We start from the raw sequence: 19,710 nt of genomic DNA on the forward strand, positions 1-19,710 counted from the left end.
GAACCTCTTCGCATGATCCCGTGAACGCCACGCCCGCCTTGCCAGGCGAACTGGCAGAGCCGGACACAGCAGTGCCGTCCGCACTTTTCGGTCGGACCGATTCTATGGAAGCGCACCGGGCAAGACAAGTCCGATTTTCAAATTGCGATATTGTTTCTCATAATACGAAATATTGCGGCAGCGCACCACAAATCCGCGCCAGCCCTTGCTCCCAAACGCGATCCGCCGCGCCCGCCTACGGCTGCCATGCCGCACTGCCGCATTGGCGCTTACCCCAAGCGACGCGCAGCTGCAATCCCGCTACACTGGTCGGTCAGTCGTCAATCCCGCCATGCCGTCCCTCAAAGATTTCTTTTCCCACCTCCGCGCTGCTGTCGTCCCCCCCACCGCCTCCGGCACCGCCAAGGCGAGCGGTAGCGACCCCGCGCTGGTCGCCCCATCCAGCCCGCTGACACCCCTCGATCCGCTCGGCCACACGGACGAACCCGCTGCCGTCAACGGACCGCCGCGCGGACTGTGGTGGCTACGCTGGCGCAACCTGGTGGCGACCAGCTGGTTCATGTTCATCCCGCTGATCGCCATCGTGCTGTTCACGGTGGCGATGGGGGTGATCCTGTGGTCGCTGCATGAAACCGAGCGCCAGCAGCAACGCGACGCGCTCTACCGCGACGCCGCCTGGGCCCAGCAGCGGGTACGCCTGTCGCTGCTGAGCAACCAGGACCAGTTGGCTTCGCTGGCGCGCGATATCGCCGCGGCGCAACTGGACCAGGGCGCCTACCGCACCGCCGCGCAGGAAATCCTGCGTGAAAACCCCGAGATCGTCTTCGTCAACTGGCTGGACGCCACCCGGCGCGGGCGCTGGTCGCTGCCCTCCACCTCCGAGTTTGCCGGCCGCCTGCGCGAAACGCAGGACCAGCCGCTGGAGCCCGAGGTGCTCGACACCTTCGACGCCGCCCGCGAAACCCAGCGCGTGGTGTACTCGCGCCCGCTGGTCAACGACCGCGGCGACAGCTTCATGCTGATGGAAGTGCCGATCGTGCGGGACAACGAGTTCCTGGGCACGCTCGGCGCGCTCTACTCGGTCAACGGCATCCTGACCCACCTGCTGCCGCCGGAGCTGACCGAGCGCTACCGCTTTTCGCTGATCGACAAGAACAACCAGATCCGCGCCAGCACGTCGCTGCGGCCGGTGCCGGGCAACGCGCTGTCCTACGAGGTGCTGCTCGACCCGCCCGGGCATTCGCTGTCGCTGCGCGCCGATGCCTATCCGCCCGCCTCCAACCTGCCCAACAATATGCTGCTGTGGCTGGTGGTCGGGCTGTCCTGCTTCCTGCTGTGGAGCCTGTGGAGCATGTGGCGGCATACCAGCCGGCGCTCGGAGGCGCAGCGCGCGCTGCTGGCCGAGACCTCGTTCCGGCGGGCAATGGAAAACTCCATGCTGATCGGGCTGCGCGCGCTCGACCTGAACGGCCGCATCACTTACGTCAATCCCGCCTTCTGCCGCATGACCGGCTGGCAGGATGCCGACCTGGTCGGCCGCGTGCCGCCCTTTCCCTACTGGCCGCCCAACGACCAGCAGGAAATGCAGAAGCAGATCGACCTGACGCTGCAGGGCAAGTCGCCCGCCGGCGGCTATGAAATGCGCGTGATGCGCCGTGACGGCAGCAGCTTCTACGCCCGCATGTATGTGTCGCCGCTGGTGGACAGCCGCGGCCGCCACACCGGCTGGATGAGCTCGATGACCGATATCACCGAGCCCAAGCGCGCCCGCGAAGAACTCGCCGCCGCCCACGACCGCTTCACCACGGTGCTGGAGAGCCTGGACGCCGCGGTGTCCGTGCTGGCCACCGACAAGCCCGAACTGCTGTTCGCCAACCGCTACTACCGCCAGCTGTTCGGCTGGGAAGCCGAAGGCCACCTGAAGCTGGCGGGCGGCGAAGTCGACAAGGAGCAGGTCTCCAGCGACGCCACCGACTTCGTCGACGCCTATGCCGGCCTGCCGGCCTCGGAGCTGATGCCCTACTCGTCGGATGCGCGCGAAGTCTTCGTGCCGGATATGCAGAAATGGTTCGAAGTGCGCCGCCGCTATATCCAGTGGGTGGACGGCCACCTGGCGCAGATGCAGATCGCCACCGACATCACGGTGCGCAAGGCCGCCGAGGAAATGACGCGCCAGCATGAGGAGCGCCTGCAGTTCACCAGCCGCCTGACCACCATGGGCGAAATGGCGTCATCGCTGGCGCACGAGCTGAACCAGCCGCTGGCGGCCATCAACAACTATTGCATGGGCGCGGTGGCGCGGCTGAACTCCGGGCGGAGCACCGCCGAGGACCTGATCCCCATCCTGGAAAAGACCTCGGCACAGGCGGTCCGCGCCGGCACCATCATCAGCCGCATCCGTGGCTTCGTGAAGCGCAGCCAGCCCCAGCGGCGCGAAGCCGCGCTGCACGACATCGTGGCCGATGCGGTCGGGCTGGCGGACCTGGAAGCCACCCGGCGGCGCGTCACCATCCTGACCCGCCTGCCCGCGCCGCCGGTGCTGCTGTTCGTCGATCCGGTGCTGATCGAGCAAGTGCTGGTCAACCTGCTCAAGAACGCCGTCGAGGCCATGGCCGGGCTGCCGGCGATGCGCGCCACCGGCGTGGTGCGCCTGCACGCGCGGGTAGAGCCGGGCGAGTTCGGGCAGAACATGCGCATCGATGTGATCGACCAGGGTCCCGGCGTCGACGAAGCCACCAAGGAACGGCTGTTCGAGCCCTTCTTCAGCACCAAGTCCGACGGCATGGGGATGGGACTGAATATCTGCCGCTCCATCATCGAATCCCACCAGGGCCGGCTGTGGGTGGAGAACAATGCCGACGGCATCGGCTGCACCTTCAAGATCATGCTGCCGCTGCATCCGGCGGTGATCGACCAGTAGCCATGGCCATGGCGCCAAAACCGTAGTCCACGGGAGCCCGGCCGCGCTCCCCGCACCGGCGGGGCGCCTGCCTGGCGCACCGCCCCCTCACGATCGCGGGCGCCGCAAACGGCCCCTGTTGCTTGCCGCCCGGCCCGGTTACACTTGGCGGCAAATGACTTTGACGTCCAGGAGACTTCATGACCGTAACGCCAAACCCCACCTCCCACCGCGGCGAGACCGTCTTCATCGTCGACGACGATGAAGCCATGCGCGACTCGCTGACCTGGCTGCTGGAGGGCAATGGCTACCAGGTTCGCAGCTTTACCAGCGCCGAACAGTTCCTTTCCGCCTACGACGCAGGCCAGGTCTCCTGCCTGATCCTCGACGTGCGGATGCCGGGCATGAGCGGGCCCGAGCTGCAGGAACGCATGATCGCGGAAAACATCAATATCCCGATCGTCTTCATCACCGGCCACGGCGACGTGCCGATGGCGGTCTCCACCATGAAAAAGGGCGCGATCGACTTCATCGAGAAACCCTTCGACGAATCCGAACTGCGCTCGCTGGTGGAGCGCATGCTGCAGAAAGCCCGTACCGACCATTCCGCCGCCCGCGAGCAGCGCGCCGCCAAGGACCTGCTGGGCAAGCTCACCACGCGCGAGCAGCAGGTGCTGGAACGCATCGTGGCCGGACGCCTGAACAAGCAGATCGCCGACGATCTGGGCATTTCCATCAAGACCGTGGAAGCGCATCGCGCCAACATCATGGAAAAGCTCAACGTCAACACCGTGGCCGACCTGCTGCGCCTGGCCCTGTCCAAGAACACCTGAGACGAGCCACCTGGACACGCGCCGCAAGGCAGCCACCCCCCTCTCCGGCGGGACCGGCTGCCGGCTCAGTTCCCGAGGTACTCCTCATCCCGGAAGGTCACGACCCATTCCGGTTTGTAGACCACGAACACCGCCACCAGCATGCCCGTCAGGAAGGCCTCGCCAAAAGCCAGGATCAGTACCGCGATCAGCGTGTCAGGCAAGGACAACACGCTGCCGCCCGCACTGTAGCTGCGCCACAGCGCCCTGGCCGCGCCGGCCCCCAGCGCGGCCAGCCCGGCGGTGAAATAGCCGTGCCCCAGGATGAAGACAAAGGGATGGCGCGGCAACAGCCGGCGCATCGCGCCCTGCAGCGCCGCCGACAGCAAGGCCGGCAGCAGCCCCATCCAGACATAGCGCGGCCAGAGCAACGCCCAGTCCAGCTGGGCCCAGCCCTGTCCCGCCAGGTAGCCGAGCCCCAGCCAGGACACCAGGTCCACCACGAACAGCGACAGCAATGCCAGCGGCAGCCCGAACAGGGTCACCATCAGGGTGGCGCCGAACAACTGGATCACCAGCCCGCCCGGCAGCGTCGCCCTGACCGTCCATAGCAGCGCCAGCAGCACCAGCGCGCCCAGCCAGCCATGCTGCAAGGCGTCGCGCCGGAGCCAGTGCCAGGGACGCCGGCTCAGCGCCCAGGCCAGCCCGGCCAGGCACAGGGCGATCATCACCGCTTGCTCGGCACGGCCGGGCTGTGCGGTCAACGCAAGGAGAGAGGTCAGGGCGTGCATCCGGACATGCTACCAGCGCGCCGCCCCACTTCGCCCCGGGTCGCGTCAACCTTTATAATTCCGCTTTGACCACCTCCAGCGCCCATCTCCATGCCAGCCCACCTCATCGACGGCAACGCCCTTGCCAAGCAACTCCGCACCGAAGCCGCCCAGCGTGCCGCCCGTCTCACCGAACGCGGCCACCGGCCCGGTCTGGCCGTGGTCCTGGTAGGCGATGACCAGGCTAGCCAGGTCTATGTGCGCAACAAGGTGAAGGCCTGCGACGACAACGGCTTCCATTCCTCGCTCGACCGCTATCCGGCCGACCTGTCCGAGGCCGACCTGCTGGCCCGCATCGACGCCCTGAACCGCGACCCGAACATCCACGGCATCCTGGTGCAGTTGCCGCTACCCAAGCATATCGACAGCCACAAGGTGCTCGAAGCCATCGCCCCGGAAAAGGACGTGGACGGTTTCCACGTGGCCAATGCCGGCGCCCTGATGACCGGCGCGCCGCTGTTCCGCCCGTGCACGCCATATGGCTGCATGAAGATGCTGGAATCGGTCCAGTTCCCGCTGCGCGGCGCCCGTGCCGTGGTGGTCGGCGCATCGAATATCGTCGGCAAGCCGATGGCGATGCTGCTGCTGCAGGCCGGCGCCACCGTCACCATCTGCAATAGCAAGACGCGCGACCTGGCCGCCCACACCCGCGATGCCGACGTCATCGTGGCCGCCGTGGGCCGGCGCAATATCATCACCGCCGACATGGTGAAGCCCGGTGCGGCCGTGATCGACGTGGGCATGAACCGCGACGACAACGGCAAGCTGTGCGGCGACGTCGATTTCAACGGCGTGAAGGAAGTGGCCGGCTACATCACCCCGGTACCGGGTGGCGTGGGCCCGATGACCATTACGATGCTGCTGATCAACACGCTGGAAGCCGCCGAGCGCGCCGCCGGCTGAGGCCGCCCCCGCGGCCCGGACCAGGCGGCGCCCGCGCCATGCGCGCACGAGCCGCCCGGCACTGGAAAACCTGCCGCCCCGCCCCAATGTGCGGGGTATTGCCTTTACCGGCCCTGCCAAGAGAGACGTCATGGACCAAGCCGCCAATCAAGCCAACGCCGCCAACCCGCTGCTGGATTTCTCCGACCTGCCGCGTTTCTCCGAGATCCGCCCTGAACATATCGGGCCGGCGCTGGATACACTGCTGGCCACCGCGCAGGCCGCCGTCGACCGCGCCGAGGATCCCGCCACCGAAGCCACCTGGGCCAATGCCGTGGAAGCGCTGGAAGCCGCCACCGAGCCGCTCGGCCGGGCCTGGGGCGTGGTCGGCCACCTGAGCGCCGTGGCGGATACGCCGGCGTTGCGCCAGGCGCATGCCGACAACCTGCCGCGCATGACCGAATTCTGGTCCTCGCTGGGCCAGAGCCTCGCGCTCTACGACAAATACAAGGCCATCGCCGCCGGCCCGGCATTCGCCACCATGAGCGCGGCCCGCCGCCAGCTGATGGAAAACGAGCTGCGCGGCTTCCGCCTGGGCGGCGCCGAGCTGCCCGAAGACAAGAAGCCCCGCTTCGCCGCGATCCAGGAACAGCAGGCCCAGTTGTCCAAGGCCTTCTCCGACCACGTGCTCGATGCCACCAATGCCTATGCGCTGCTGATCGAGGACGAAAGCCGCTTGAGCGGCGTGCCTGAAGATGCACTGGAAGCCGCGCGCCACGCCGCCGAGAAAGACGGCAAGCCGGGCTGGAAATTCACCCTGCACTTCCCGTCCTACTTCCCCGTGCTGCAATACGCGGACGACCGCACGCTGCGCCAGACCATGTACGAAGCCAGCGTCACCCGCGCCTCGGACCTCGGCCCGCAGTACAGCCAGGGCAAGGCCGAGTGGGACAACACCGAAAACATGCGCGAGCAGCTGGCGCTGCGCCGGGAGGAAGCCCTGCTGCTCGGCTACGCCTCCTTCGGCGAGGTCTCGCTGGTGCCCAAGATGGCGGAATCCCCGGCGGAAGTGCTGCGCTTCCTGGACGAACTGGCCGCCAAGGCCCGTCCGTTCGCCGAGCAGGACTGGACCGAACTCAAGGCCTTCGCGGCCGCCGAACTTGGGCTGGCCGAACTGGCGCCCTGGGACATCGCCTACGCTTCGGAAAGGCTGCGCCAGCAGCGCTATGCCTTCTCGGAGCAGGAGGTCAAGCAATACTTCCCCGAGCCCCAGGTGCTCAAAGGCCTGTTCGGCGTAGTGGAAAAGCTGTTCTCGGTGCGCATCGAGGCGGACCAGGCCCAGACCTGGCATGAGGACGCGCGCTTCTTCCGTGTGGTATCGCCCGAGGGAGAACTGCTGGCGCAGTTCTACATCGACCTGTACGCCCGCGAAGGCAAGCGCGGCGGCGCGTGGATGGACGACGCGCGCGGCCGCAAGCTGCTCGACGGCGGCCGCGTGCAGACTCCGGTGGCCTACCTGACCTGCAACTTCACGGCGCCGGTGGGCGGCAAGCCTGCGCTGTTCACCCACGATGAAGTGATCACGCTGTTCCATGAGTTCGGCCACGGGCTGCACCATATGCTGACCCAGGTGGGCGAACTGGGCGTGTCGGGCATCAACGGCGTGGAGTGGGATGCAGTCGAACTGCCCTCGCAATTCATGGAGAACTTCTGCTGGGAATACGAAGTGCTGGCCGACATGACCTCGCACGTCGACAGCGGCCAGCCGCTGCCGCGCACGCTGTTCGAGCGCATGCTGGCCGCCAAGAACTTCCAGAACGGCATGATGACGCTGCGCCAGATCGTGTTCTCGTCCTTCGACATGCACCTGCACACCGACTTCGACCCGGCCGGCGAGAAATCCGTGCTGGCGCTGTCCCGGGAGATCAACGACCGGGCGCACGTGGTGCCGCAGCATCCGCTCTCGCGCTGGCCGAATACCTTCAGCCATGTGTTCGCGGGCGGCTATGCCGCCGGCTACTACAGCTACAAGTGGGCTGAGGTGCTGTCCGCCGACGTGTATGCGGCGTTCGAGGAAGCCGCCCGGCTTTCGGGCACGGTGCTGGACGCCGAGACCGGGGCGCGCTACCGCCGCGAGATCCTCTCGGTCGGCGGCAGCCGCCCGGCGATGGAATCCTTCACGGCATTCCGCGGCCGCGCGCCGCAGATCGACGCACTGCTGCGCCACGGCGGCATGGCCGTGGCGTAAGAAAGGGGGCTGGCGGCATCACGCAGGCCCCCTTCCCAACCCTCGCCGTGGTGGAACAGGCAACGGAAGCGAACAACGAAGGCAGCTCACATCGGGCTGCCTTTCTTCTTTATTGGCGGCTGGCGCGCGCGATGCATGCGGCCGACACCAGCGCGCACAAGCCGCTGGCTGCGATCGCGGCGGAGTAGTTGCCATAGGCATCGAAGAGCCAGCCCGCGAAACTGCCGCCGGCCATCGCGGCTATCCCAACAGCGATGTACAGCGCACCCAGGATCGCGCCAAGGTTCGCCGTGCCGAACCACGCCGCGGCGAGTGCGGGATACAGAGAAATGCAGCCACCGTTCGCCGCGCCGAACAGCACGGCAAACACCGCCAGCGCCGGAAAGCTCGCCGCGCCGAACCACACGCCGTTGAGTGCGGCCAGCATCAGGGTCAGCCACACCAGCAGGCGGCCGGGACCAAGGCGGTCGCCCAGTCCGCCCAGCAAGAGGCGGCCCAGGATGTTGCCAACGCCCACCAGGCCGATCAGCAGGTTGCCTCCCGCGGCGGAGATGCCGTGCTGCCGCGCATAAGGGTGAATGTGGACCAGCGCCGCGAACAGACCGACCGAGCCCAGCAGGATCGCCGCGAACATCCACCAGAATCGCCCGCCGCGCGCCGCCTGCGACAGGCGCATCCCTGACTGCTGGCTGCCCGTGGCCCTGCCGGGCGCGGGCGGGTCTCCATCGGGATACTGGCCAGCCTCCTGCGGGCTACCCCTCACCAGCCATGCCATCGCCAGGCCGGTCACGGCGATGGCCAGCGCGAAACAGCGCATCGTCGCCTGCCAGGACATATGCTCCATCAGCAAGCCGGCCATCACCGGCCCGACGAAGGTGCCAAGCCCGGTGCCTGCCAGCGCCAGGCCCGACGCCCTGCTGCGATGCCTGACGAACCAGCGCTGGACCGCCGTCACCGCCGGCACGTAGACCAGGCCTACGCCCAGGCCGACCAGTGAGCAGAAGGCCATCAGGAAGCTGGCCAGCGACGCCGTGACGGTGCTGGCAATGCCGAAGCCCAGCGCCAGCAGCACAACCCCCATGCCGACTACCAGGCGCGTTGAAATGCGATCGGCCAGGGATCCCGCGAACACGCCAACCACGTAGTAGATCAGCGCGGTGAACGAGAACACCGACGCCGTGGACGAACTCCCTGCCTGGAAGCCTTCCTGGATGCTTGCGAAGAAGGCACCGAACGAATACGCGGCGCCGAAGATCAGCGCCAGCAGCACGTGCGCCGCGCCCACGACATACCAGCCCGGGAAGATTCCCGTTCTTGCTCCCGTTGTTGTCATTGCCATATCCCCTCCAATGGCGGCTTTGGTGCCGCTTCATGTCTCCCGGTGTCCCGGTCTCTGTTGTTTCGCCACGCAGTTCACGCCACATTGTGCAAAATGACTATAAATGACTATTCTTGTCTATACAAGATGGATTAATAAATCGCAGCCAGGGGCCGCCACGTTCGATTGCGCTTCCGGCCAGGCGTGGAGAGGCCCCGCTGCGCCGGTCAAACCAGCGGCTGCGCCAATTGGCTAGACAAGCCCCGTCAAGTAATATGCGTGCCATGACCTATCTGCCTCCCGCCGCCGCCTACGCGCATATCAAGAACTACCTGAAGGAGGGGCTCAGCGCCGGCCGCTGGCCGCCCGGCACCCTGATGCCGTCGGAATCCGAGCTGGTCACCCAGTTCAGCGTCAGCCGCATGACCGCCAACCGCGCGGTGCGCGAACTGCAGGCGGAAGGACTGGTGGAGCGCGTGCAGGGTGTCGGCACATTCGCCACCCAGCCCTACCGGGCGTCGTCCACCCTGACCATCCGCGACTTGCACGACGAGATCACGGAGCGGGGCCACCGGCACCGCTCCGAGGTGCACCTGGCGCGCGCGGAAGCGGTCAGCGAGACGCTCGCGCAGCGCATGGGCCTGCCGGCGGGCAGCGAGGTCTTCCACACCTTGATCGTGCACAGCGAGAACGGCGTGCCCCTGCTCTGCGAGGACCGCTACGTCAACCCCGCCCGCGCGCCCGACTACCTCAGCGTGGATTTCACCAGGACCACGCCGACCAACTACCTGCTGACCGTGGCACCGCTATGGGAGGCGCAGTATTCGATCGAGGCCCAGCTGCCCACCGCGGAAGAAGCACAGTTGCTGGGCGTCAAGCCGTCGGAGCCCTGCCTGATCGTGGTCCGCCGCACGGAGAGCCAGGGCTCGCCGATCACGCTGGCACGGCTGGTGCATCCGGGGTCGCGCTATACCATCGAAGGCTCGTTCAAACCCTGAGCGTGGTCTTCGTCGATACGCCCGTCCGCATCAGCGCCTCCAGCAAGCGGCTCGTGGAGGCAATGCAATGCTGCTGCGAGGCCTGCCGCCCAGCACGGCGCGGGCGTCCTGCCGCACGATCCACTGGTGCCACCGGCCAGGCTGACCGAGGGCCGGGCCTGGCTGATTGCCGGCTGGGCGCCGGATGCGTGGTGCCTGGCGCCGTTTTCTCCGGTTTCCGCATGCTGCGGCGATACCGTCCGGCTGCCATGGAAGCGTGAGCGGTAAACATGCCGTAAACGGCATTCCAGGCTCACCCACGCCCGAGAACCGGACAAGCGCACCACGCATCCCCACAATCGGGCCGGCTCACGCGACAATCTAGCCTGAACGCCAAGAACTCGCACATTGACCGGGGAGGCCTGCCGGCTTTGCAGGCATTTGCAGCCGGGCTCCTCTGAATCATCAACAATGCTAGCAATAAGGATGGATAGCCCAACCATGAGAATCGCCACGTGGAACGTCAACTCGCTCAAGGTCCGGCTGCCGCAGGTGCTGGACTGGCTGCTGGAGCAGGAAAAAGCCGAAACCCCGATCGATGCCCTGTGCCTGCAGGAGCTGAAGATGCCGGACGACAAGTACCCGCTGGCCGAACTGGAAAGCGCGGGCTTTCACAGCGTGTTCACCGGCCAGAAGACCTATAACGGCGTAGCCATCCTGGCGCGCAACGCGACCATGGCCACGCCCGCCGACGTGGTGCGCAACATTCCCGGCTACGACGACCCCCAACAGCGCGTGGTGGCGGCCACCTATGGCGACGTGCGCCTGGTGTGCGCCTATTTCCCCAATGGCCAGGCGCCGGATTCCGACAAGTTCACCTATAAGCTGGGCTGGCTGCAGGCGATGACGGCATGGCTGCAGGCGGAGATGGCGAAGTACCCGAAGCTCGCGCTGCTGGGCGATTTCAATATCGCGCCGGAAGACCGCGATGTGCACGACCCCAAGAAATGGGAAGGCCAGAACCTGGTGTCGCCGCCGGAACGGGACGCTTTCAAGGCGCTGCAAGCGCTCGGCCTGGCCGATGCGTTCCGCCTGTTCGAACAGCCCGAGAAGAGCTTCTCCTGGTGGGATTACCGCATGTTCGCCTTCCGCCGCAACGCTGGCCTGCGCATCGACCACATCCTGCTGTCTCCAGCCTTGCGCGACGTGTGCCACGCCTGCGTGATCGATCGCGTGCCGCGCACCTGGGAGCAGCCGTCGGACCACACGCCGGTGGTGGCCACGCTCGCCACCGGCGCATAGCGAATAGGCCGCGAGGGGTGCGGATGGCCTGGAATGGCGGGCCGAAGCGCTAAGCCGAAGACCACGTTCAGGCTATCCGGGTAGCCACCGGCTCGCGTCCGGGCAGCCGCGCGGCTACACTTGCGGGCATGAAACCGGCTACCTTCCGCCATCGCAACCTTCCCCACCTGCTGCTGCAAGCACGCGAAACGCTGATGGCGGGCTTTCGGCCCATCCTGCGCCAGCACGGCATGACCGAGCAGCAATGGCGCGTGGTGCGTACCCTCAACGAGCAGGGCGAAATGGAGCCCAACCAGCTGGCCGATGCCTGCCTGATCCTGAGCCCCAGCCTGACGCGCATGCTCTCCAGCATGGCGGAGGCGGGCCTGATCCTGCGCTCCCGCTCCACTACCGACCAGCGCCGCCAGCTGATCTCGCTGACCGACAAATGCCGCGACATGATCGCGGAGATGGAACCGCTGATCGACCGCCGCTACGAGGAACTGGAGCAGATGATCGGCGCCGAACGCCTGGGCAAGGTCTACGGCGCGCTCGACGAACTGCTGGATAGCTTCAACGAACAAGACCGGTGCGCATGAACATCCCCGCCGCCGCGGGTAGCATGCTGGAGCGCCTGCTGCCGGCATGGCGCCACCGCGTCGGTCCGGCCAGCTTGCGCGCGGATCTGGTGGCCGGCCTGCTCGGCGCCGTGCTGGTGCTGCCGCAGGGCGTGGCGTTCGCCACCCTGGCCGGTTTGCCGCCGCAGTACGGCATCTACGCGGCGGTCATTCCCTGCATCGTGGCTGCCTTGTTTGGCTCAAGCTGGCATGTGATGTCCGGCCCGACCAACGCCAACTCCCTGGCGTTATTCGCCATGCTGAGCCCGGTTGCCTTCGCCGGCAGTCCCGAATACATCAACCTGGCGCTGGCCGTCACCATCATGGTCGGCTTGCTGCAACTCGCCGTGGGCACCCTGCGCCTCGGCTCGCTGGCCAATTTCATCTCGCCGTCGGTGCTGCTCGGCTTCACCTGCGGCGCAGCCACGCTGATCGGACTCTATGCGCTCAAGGACCTGTTTGGCCTGTCGGTGCCCACCGGCACCAGCGCATTCGGCGTAGTGCGCTTCCTGCTCGGCAATGCTGCCACCGTCAACTGGAGCGCATTCACCGTGGCCGCGGTCACGCTGGCGGTGACGGTCGCCGCCAAACGCATCTCCCGCCGCCTGCCGTTCATGCTGATCGGTCTGCTGGCCGGCTATGGCGTCGCGCTGCTGCTCAATGCACCAGGCTGGAGCGCAGGCGCGCGCCATGTCAATGTGGTCGGCCCGATTCCCTCTGCCATTCCGCCCTTCCATCTTCCCGAAATCTCCTGGCAGGCCATCCCCGACCTGCTGGGTATCGCCGCGGCACTCACCATCGTTGCGCTCGGCCAGTCGATCTCGATCGCCAAGGCGGTGGCGCTGCGCTCGGGCCAGCACATCGACGCGAACCGCGAGTTCATCGGCCAGGGCCTGTCGAATATCGCGGGTGGCCTGTTCTCCGCCTATATCTCCTGCGGCTCGCTAAACCGCTCGATGCCGAATTACGAAGCCGGCGCGAAGACGCCGCTGGCCAGCATCTTCTCCGCCTTGCTCCTGGTCGTGCTGGTCACGGCCAGCGCCCCGCTGCTGGCGCAGATTCCGCTCGCGGCCATCTCCGCCATGCTCCTGCTGGTGGCCTGGGGCCTGTTCGATCTGGCCCGCCTGCGGCGCATCGCCAGCCTGAGCCGCACCGAATTCGTCATCGCCGTCAGCACCTATGCCGCCACGCTGGCCATCCGCCTGGAGATGGCGGTCCTGCTCGGTACCATCCTGTCGCTGGTCGCCCATCTCTACCGCACCTCGCGGCCGGCCGTGCGCAGCCTGGTACCGGATGCGGATGATCCCGGCCGGCGCTTCACACCGCTGGACGAACTGCACAGGCCACAGCCGGAATGCCCCCAGCTCAAGCTGCTGCGCATGGAAGGCGCGATCTACTTCGGCGCCGTCCAGTACGTCACCGACCGCCTGCACGAGGCGCGCCGTGCCCATCCCGGCCAGATCCATCTGCTGGCCATGACCAAGAGCATGAATTTCATCGACCTGGCGGGTGCCGAGATGTGGGAAAGCGAACTCGCGGAACGCCGTGCCACCGGCGGCGACCTGTATTTCCACCGCCCGCGAACGCAGGTTCTGCAATGCTGGGATCAGACCGGCTTCGCCTCGAAGCTGGGCGAGGGACACATCTTCTCGACCAAGCGGCAGGCGCTGCACACCATCATTGCCCATCTCGATGCCGGCGTGTGCGCGGGATGCCAGGCTCGTATCTTCGAGGAATGCGCAGGCCGTCCGGGCGGAGCGCTGTATCAAGCGCAGCCAGCCTGACGGCGGCACCACCGCGCCGGGCTGCATCAGGCGGAAGCACGATCACGCCTGGGCGAATGCATTGAAAACGGGTGAGGTCACAAAGAAAAACGCCGGCGTATAACCGGCGCGGGGCGGCGAGAAGCCGCGATAACATGAAGCGGTCGCCCGGGATCGGACCGATGACCGGCCCGGACTGAGACTGGCTTCAGAGCGGCGCCACATGGGCGCGCTTGACTACCACGGGCTGGGCTGCGCCCTGCTCGATCAGCACCACCGCGGCACGCTCGATCGTTTCGCGTCCCGCGCGGAATGCCTCTTCAAGCGACAGCACCTGGTCGGCACTGAAGCCTTCCCACAGCGCTTCGCGGGTCACCACACAGGTAACCGGTTGGCCGTCGACAACGGCGTGAAATAGCAAGCCTTCATTGTTGATATCGTAACGCTCTTGCTCTTGGAACTTGATATCCATCGGTAAAGCCCTCCATTGCAAGTGAAGATTCATCCTAACATGGCTCGGCCCGACTCGTCCGCAAAGGCCTACACCTCGCTCGCCCACAGACCGCCGAAGCCACGCGCGAGTTCCCGTGCCCTCGGCGCCTGCCCGGAGAACACGATCAAGCCGTCGGGTATCACCCATCGCCGGAAGAACGATAGGCAAGCGCACGCCACATGCGCAAGCACGGCGCGCGCAAGAAAAACTTCACCGGCCCTTTGACAAATTCAAAAACGATGATAGAATCTCGTTCTTCGTTGGGGCGTTAGCTCAGTTGGTAGAGCAGCGGACTCTTAATCCGTAGGTCGAGTGTTCGAGTCACTCACGCCCCACCAGCGCATTTCGAAAAAGCCGGGAGCAGCAATGCTTCCGGCTTTTTTCATTGGCGCGACGCGCATGCCAGCGCTACTGCCCCACGCGCAGCCTACAAAAATCCCACAAAAAAAAGCCCGCGATCAAGCGGGCCTGAGAAGGGTCAGGGGCGTTCAGGGAACGTCCCGGCAACAAGTCTGAATACATAGCAGATATGGCGCAGCCCCACTCGAGTGGGGTCGCGCACGCGCCGCATTCAGATATCGCCTGCGCGCTCGAACAAGGCGCGCGCGAGATCGCGGTGCCGCACCAGGATCCGCGGCAGCTCCACCGTGAGCAACTCGCCGTCGCGCACCACCACACGACCATTGATCACGCTGGTGACTACGTTGCCCGGCGTGCAGAAAACGAGCGCCGCCACCGGATCGTGGCCAGCGCCGGCGTAACCCACCTGCCCCATGCCGAAGGATACGAAATCGGCCGACATGCCGGGCGCCAGCGCGCCGATATCGTCGCGGCCCAGCACCCGCGCGCCGCCCAGCGTGGCGATCTCCAGCGCTTCGCGCGCACTCATGGCAGCGGGCCCGTATCCCACCCGCTGCAACAGCATCGCCTGGCGCGCTTCCCCGAGCATATGGGCGCCATCGTTCGAGGCGCTGCCATCCACCCCGAGCCCGACCGGCACGCCGGCATCGCGCATCGCGCGCACGGGCGCAATGCCCGACGCCAGCCGCATATTGGAGCAAGGGCAATGCGCCACCCCGGTGCCGGTGCGGGCGAACAGTGCGATGCCCTCGTCGTCGAGCTTGACGCAATGCGCATGCCATACGTCGGGGCCCACCCAGCCGAGCTCCTGCGCATACTGCGCGGGCGTCAGCCCGAACTTCTCGCGCGAATAGGCAATGTCGTTGTCGTTCTCGGCGAGATGGGTGTGCATCGACACCCCGTAACTGCGCGCCAGCAACGCCGACTCACGCATCAGGTCGCGCGATACCGAGAACGGCGAGCACGGCGCCACCACCACGCGCAGCATCGCGTGGCGCGAGGCATCGTGGTACTGCTCGATCAGCCTCTGACTGTCCTTGAGGATGGCCTGCTCTTCCTCCACCACCGAATCGGGCGGCAAGCCGCCCTTGCTGCGGCCCACGCTCATCGAGCCGCGCGCGGCGTGGAAGCGCATGCCCATATCGGCCGCCGCGGCGATGGAATCATCCAGCCGCGCGCCATTGGGATAGAGATAGAGATGGTCGCTCGTGGTGGTGCAGCCAGACAGCATCAGCTCGGCCATCGCGGTCCGGGTCGATACATCGATCATCTCCGGCGTCAGGTGCGACCACAACATATACAGATTACTCAGCCAGGAGAACAGCTCGGCGTCCTGCGCCGCGGGCACGGCGCGGGTCAGGCTCTGGTACATGTGATGGTGTGTATTCACGAGGCCGGGGATCACCACCTGCCCCGTCATGTCGAGCACCTCGGCACCCCCTTCCTCGATCAGCCGGCGGTATCGAGGCGGCAACTCGGCGCTGGCGCCAACCCATTCGATCGCCTGGCCCTGCGCAACCAGCGCACCCCCCGCAATTTCGCGGCGTTGCGCATCCATGGTCACCAGGATGTCTGCATTGATGAGGATGAGGGGCATGGCGGGATCTTCGGGTCAGGAACGTGAACGGAAAGGAAACGCGGCGCCGTGGCCGGGGCGCGTCTTCGCGCCGGCGCCTCGGGCGGACCGGCCCCGACAGTCTAGGACGGCGGCGGCGCCTGGCAAAGCATCGAATTCCGGCGACGGTGTGCGCAAAAAAAGCACAATGCCTGGCCAGCCACCAGAGACGCGCGCCGCCGGCCGCTAGCGCGCGCCGGCAAACAGCGCCGCCAGCCCCGCACCAATCCTGTCGGCCATCAGCGCAGCCGCGGCGCTCAGCGGGTTGCGTGCGCGTGCCACGAGCCGCAGCGTCTGACAGGGCAGCCTGCCGTCGCGCAGGGGTACCCAGACCAGCGCACCGCGCGCCCGCTCCTCCAGCACGTCGAGGGGATTCAGGAAAGCAATGCCGGTGCCTAGCATCACCAGGCGCCGCATCAGGGAAGTCGAGGTGGTCTCGGTCACCGGCGAGACGTCGATCATGGCGCGGGCGAAAGCCTCGTCCAGGATGGCGCGGATCGACATCGAGGGCGCGGGCAGGATCAGCGGATAGGCCAGGCACTCGCTTAGCAGCGTCGATGGCTGCCCGGCCAGCGCATGTCCGGGCGCAACCACGGCGCCTATATGCCAGTCGTTGCTGGCAAGAGTGGAAAAGGCGGCCATGTCGGGCAACTCGTAGCCGAGGCCAAGGTCGGCATCGCCGCGCTCGACGGCGCTGACGATTTCCGCCACCGGCAGGTCGACCAGCCGCACCAGGATGCCCGGGTATTGCTGGCGGAATTCATGCACCAGCGCAGGCATCAGCGAACCGGCCAGCCCCGCGGTGGTGACGACGGTCACCTCGCCCTGGCGCACCCCCTTGACGGCCTCGATACGGCTGCGCAACAGCGCGTGCTCTCGCAGCGTGTGACGCACGTGCGCCAGCACCATCTCGCCCAGCGGCGTCAGCCGAAGGCGTTTGTTGATGCGCTCGAAGATCGGCGCCCCGAGTTCCGTCTCCAGATCCAGGATCTGCCGGTTGATCGCGCTCGGTGCCACGTGCAGATGCTGCGCGGCCTGGCGGATCGACCCGCGGGTCACCACCTCGTCGAGGTAGCGCAGGACTCTGGCGTGCATGGCGGGCTCCGCATTGAGGGGAATGGTTCAGCGCGGCACCGGACGCCGCTGCCGAGGAGGACGAGCGCATTGTAGCCAATGCGATAAAACGATCCCGGCCACTTGCCGCGAACGAGTTCACTGCGAAATTCAAACCAACGCAACAAAAGGTGTTGCATTATCACAATTGGCTTGCTATGATCCTCGGCTCGTTGGGGCGTTAGCTCAGTTGGTAGAGCAGCGGACTCTTAATCCGTAGGTCGAGTGTTCGAGTCACTCACGCCCCACCAACGAATCCAAAAAGCCGGAAGCAGCAGTGCTCCCGGCTTTTTCATTGGCGCATCGGAATGTGCCGATGGCCCGCCCATTTCCCCGCGCAGCAAACCCGGATTCAAACCAACATCACGATAGGTATTGCATTCCCGCGATGAGTTTGCTATGATTTTCGGCTCGTTGGGGCGTTAGCTCAGTTGGTAGAGCAGCGGACTCTTAATCCGTAGGTCGAGTGTTCGAGTCACTCACGCCCCACCAACGAATCCCAAAAAGCCGGAAGCAGCAATGCTCCCGGCTTTTTTCATTGGCGCACCGGGGTCCGTTCACGATCGATTGGTGGTGGTCACCGCTTCTTGCTCGCCATCGCACAGGCGGTCGGATCAGGACAAATGGGCAAGATACGCGGGTTGATACCAATTCCACCGCCCGCGCTTTCACGGTTGAATTGCGCCCGGAGCACAATGCGGAACATAGTTCCGCATCACGGAACCAATCCGAACTCCGGCGCCCCGCGGCAGCCCCGGCTCCGCGGGCGCGTCCCGGCCCGCCTTCGGGAAGGAGACAAGGGCACCGCCGGCGCAGAGCGCCGCGCCCTTGCGCCGATCGGGCTGCATGATCAGACCAAGAATCCTCGGGAGCCTCACTTGAAAGCAGTATCGAATGTCGGCAGCGCAGCCTGCCTGGCCCTCCTCGGCCTGTGCCACGGCGCCCTGGCGCAGACCTATCCGACCAAGCCGATCCGCCTGATCGTGCCGTTCGCCGCGGGCGGCACCACGGACATCGTGGCGCGCTCGGTCGCGGACGGCATTGGCCGTGAACTCGGCCAGGTGGTGGTGGTGGAAAACCGTGGCGGCGGCGGCGGCGTGATCGGCGCCGATGCCCTGGCCAAGGCTTCGCCCGACGGCTATACGCTGGGCATCGCCACCGTGAGCACCATGGCGACGAACCCGGCGACCAATGCCAGGAATCCCTACGATCCGATCAAGGATTTCGCGCCCATCACCAACCTGGTCAATGTGCCGAACGTGCTGACGGTCAACCCGAAGGTCCCGGCCAGGACCTTGCAGGAATTCGTCGCCCTGGTCAAAGCCAATCCCGGCAAGTACAGCTATGCGTCGGCCGGCAAAGGCAGCATCTCCCATCTGGATGGAGAACTGTTCAAGTTCCTGACCAAGACCGATATGGTGCATATCCCCTACCGGGGATCGGGGCCCGCCCTGAACGACACGCTGGCCGGCCAGGTCAGCGGGCAGTTCGACAACCTGCCCTCGTCGATGCCTCACATCCAGGCCGGCAAGCTGCGTGCCCTGGCCGTGGCGGCGCCAAAACGGGTGGACGGGCTGCCTGACGTGCCGACCTTTGCCGAAGCCGGCATGAAGGATATGAACAACATGGCGTGGTATGGCCTGGTGGCCCCGGCCAACACGCCCGCCGCGATCATCGCCAAGGTACACGACGCTGCCGTGAAGACCTTGCAGGATCCCAATGTGAAGCGCCGCCTGGCCGAGAGCGGCGCGTACACCGACGGCAACACGCCGCAGCAATACACCGCGCAGATCAAGCGCGAACTGGAACTGCGCAAGAAGATCGCGCACGACCAGAACATCACGCTGGAATAAGAAACCGAAGGCCGGCCGCCCCCGGCCGGGCCTTGCCGGAGCGCGCCGGCGCCCCCGCGTTTTCCCTTGCTTGTTTTTCCGCTGGACCCTCCCATTTATTGATCTGGCGCAGAAGCCGCCAGCGCGTTAAGCGGTTCAATACAGTGGGAAGAAAGATTAACTTCGCAGGGTCATCCCTAGTCGGTAAAGTACCCGGTCGGACGACCACTTTTGCGGCCATGCTCCCTGCCCGTGGCCATTACTCACGAGGATGAATATGCGCAACAAGACCGTACCCGCCCTGATCATCGCCGCCCTGACAGCCTTCGGCGGCGCGCAACTGGCGCATGCCCAGAAAAACTATACCGATGGCGGCGACCTCTACGGCGGCGCCCACACGGGCAAGGTCGACCCGAACAAGAACGCGGCCAAGTCGGGCAAGTTCGACCCGTACACCGATGGCGCGAAGAAATCGACCAAATCGAACCTGAACGCCGCCGGCGGCAAGAAGAAGGCAGATCCATACACCGACGGTGCCAAGGCAGGCAAGTTCGATCCGTACACGGATGGCGCCAAGGCGGGCAAGTTCGACCCCTACACCGACGGCGCCAAGGCCAAGCAGTAAGCCCAGCAAGCCGCCCGGCTCCGGCCGTCCGCGAGGACGGTGCGC

15 protein-coding genes and 3 tRNA genes are annotated in these 19,710 nt (G+C 66.1%); 13 read left to right on the forward strand and 5 right to left on the reverse strand.

Annotated features, from left to right (window positions below):
• Positions 1-331: 331 nt before the first annotated feature.
• Entirely contained in the window at positions 332-2,920 is a 2,589-nt protein-coding gene (locus P3W85_RS09380; RefSeq protein WP_276264572.1) for a PAS domain S-box protein, read from the forward strand.
• Positions 2,921-3,099: 179 nt separating this feature from the next.
• Positions 3,100-3,732: a response regulator transcription factor gene (locus tag P3W85_RS09385; RefSeq protein ID WP_017224948.1), complete on the forward strand. Its 633-nt coding sequence runs from the start codon at positions 3,100-3,102 to the stop codon at positions 3,730-3,732.
• Positions 3,733-3,797: 65 nt separating this feature from the next.
• Here the strand turns inward: P3W85_RS09385 and P3W85_RS09390 are convergent, their stop codons facing one another.
• On the reverse strand, positions 3,798-4,439 hold the full coding sequence (locus P3W85_RS09390) for an energy-coupling factor ABC transporter permease (protein WP_051078401.1): 642 nt from the start codon (positions 4,437-4,439) through the stop codon (positions 3,798-3,800).
• Positions 4,440-4,592: 153 nt separating this feature from the next.
• On the opposite strand from P3W85_RS09390, the gene folD reads away from it, so the two are divergent.
• Both folD and P3W85_RS09400 read left to right on the forward strand, forming a co-directional pair.
• Positions 4,593-5,444: a bifunctional methylenetetrahydrofolate dehydrogenase/methenyltetrahydrofolate cyclohydrolase FolD gene (gene folD, locus P3W85_RS09395; RefSeq protein WP_017224950.1), complete on the forward strand. Its 852-nt coding sequence runs from the start codon at positions 4,593-4,595 to the stop codon at positions 5,442-5,444.
• 130 nt (positions 5,445-5,574) lie between these two features.
• Complete coding sequence (locus P3W85_RS09400; RefSeq protein WP_276264574.1) at positions 5,575-7,671, forward strand: M3 family metallopeptidase; 2,097 nt, start codon at positions 5,575-5,577, stop codon at positions 7,669-7,671.
• Positions 7,672-7,780: 109 nt separating this feature from the next.
• On the opposite strand, the gene P3W85_RS09405 is transcribed toward P3W85_RS09400, so the two are convergent.
• Complete coding sequence (locus P3W85_RS09405; protein WP_276264575.1) at positions 7,781-9,004, reverse strand: MFS transporter; 1,224 nt, start codon at positions 9,002-9,004, stop codon at positions 7,781-7,783.
• Between the two features lie 269 nt (positions 9,005-9,273).
• Here P3W85_RS09405 and hutC point away from each other — a divergent pair, with 269 nt between their 5' ends.
• The 4 genes from hutC to P3W85_RS09425 all read left to right on the forward strand — a co-directional run bounded on the left by hutC (position 9,274) and on the right by P3W85_RS09425 (position 13,648).
• Positions 9,274-9,987, forward strand: a complete 714-nt coding sequence (gene hutC, locus P3W85_RS09410) for a histidine utilization repressor (protein ID WP_276264576.1) — start codon at positions 9,274-9,276, stop codon at positions 9,985-9,987.
• Between the two features lie 480 nt (positions 9,988-10,467).
• A complete protein-coding gene (gene xth / locus P3W85_RS09415) occupies positions 10,468-11,268 on the forward strand; it encodes an exodeoxyribonuclease III (protein ID WP_017226556.1) in 801 nt (266 codons plus the stop codon).
• A 128-nt stretch (positions 11,269-11,396) separates the two neighbouring features.
• Entirely contained in the window at positions 11,397-11,846 is a 450-nt protein-coding gene (hpaR, locus tag P3W85_RS09420; RefSeq protein WP_276264577.1) for a homoprotocatechuate degradation operon regulator HpaR, read from the forward strand.
• On the forward strand, positions 11,843-13,648 hold the full coding sequence (locus tag P3W85_RS09425) for a SulP family inorganic anion transporter (RefSeq protein ID WP_017226558.1): 1,806 nt from the start codon (positions 11,843-11,845) through the stop codon (positions 13,646-13,648). Before hpaR ends, P3W85_RS09425 begins: the two co-directional genes overlap by 4 nt.
• Before the next feature lie 187 nt (positions 13,649-13,835).
• Here P3W85_RS09425 and P3W85_RS09430 read toward each other — a convergent pair whose 3' ends face one another.
• Positions 13,836-14,099 (reverse strand): DUF1488 domain-containing protein, encoded by a 264-nt coding sequence (locus P3W85_RS09430; RefSeq protein WP_006159541.1) that lies wholly within the window; start codon positions 14,097-14,099, stop codon positions 13,836-13,838.
• Positions 14,100-14,382: 283 nt separating this feature from the next.
• Here P3W85_RS09430 and P3W85_RS09435 point away from each other — a divergent pair.
• Positions 14,383-14,458 (forward strand) — tRNA-Lys (locus P3W85_RS09435).
• A gap of 233 nt (positions 14,459-14,691) precedes the next feature.
• Here P3W85_RS09435 and P3W85_RS09440 read toward each other — a convergent pair.
• Both P3W85_RS09440 and P3W85_RS09445 read right to left on the reverse strand, forming a co-directional pair.
• A complete protein-coding gene (locus P3W85_RS09440) occupies positions 14,692-16,077 on the reverse strand; it encodes an 8-oxoguanine deaminase (RefSeq protein WP_276264579.1) in 1,386 nt (461 codons plus the stop codon).
• A gap of 204 nt (positions 16,078-16,281) precedes the next feature.
• On the reverse strand, positions 16,282-17,190 hold the full coding sequence (locus P3W85_RS09445; protein ID WP_017226560.1) for a LysR substrate-binding domain-containing protein: 909 nt from the start codon (positions 17,188-17,190) through the stop codon (positions 16,282-16,284).
• 193 nt (positions 17,191-17,383) lie between these two features.
• Between P3W85_RS09445 and P3W85_RS09450 the strand changes: the two genes are divergently transcribed.
• The 4 genes from P3W85_RS09450 to P3W85_RS09465 all read left to right on the forward strand — a co-directional run bounded on the left by P3W85_RS09450 (position 17,384) and on the right by P3W85_RS09465 (position 19,665).
• Positions 17,384-17,459, forward strand: a tRNA-Lys gene (locus P3W85_RS09450).
• A 165-nt stretch (positions 17,460-17,624) separates the two neighbouring features.
• Positions 17,625-17,700 (forward strand) — tRNA-Lys (locus tag P3W85_RS09455).
• Between the two features lie 386 nt (positions 17,701-18,086).
• A complete protein-coding gene (locus tag P3W85_RS09460) occupies positions 18,087-19,061 on the forward strand; it encodes a Bug family tripartite tricarboxylate transporter substrate binding protein (RefSeq protein ID WP_017226561.1) in 975 nt (324 codons plus the stop codon).
• 256 nt (positions 19,062-19,317) lie between these two features.
• The gene (locus tag P3W85_RS09465) at positions 19,318-19,665 is read left to right on the forward strand and encodes a hypothetical protein (RefSeq protein WP_017226562.1); all 348 of its coding nucleotides are present in this window, start codon (positions 19,318-19,320) and stop codon (positions 19,663-19,665) included.
• The last annotated feature ends 45 nt before the right edge of the window (positions 19,666-19,710 follow it).

Origin of the sequence: Cupriavidus basilensis (assembly GCF_029335485.1) — a bacterium.
GTDB classification, from domain to species: Bacteria; Pseudomonadota; Gammaproteobacteria; order Burkholderiales; family Burkholderiaceae; genus Cupriavidus; species Cupriavidus basilensis_E.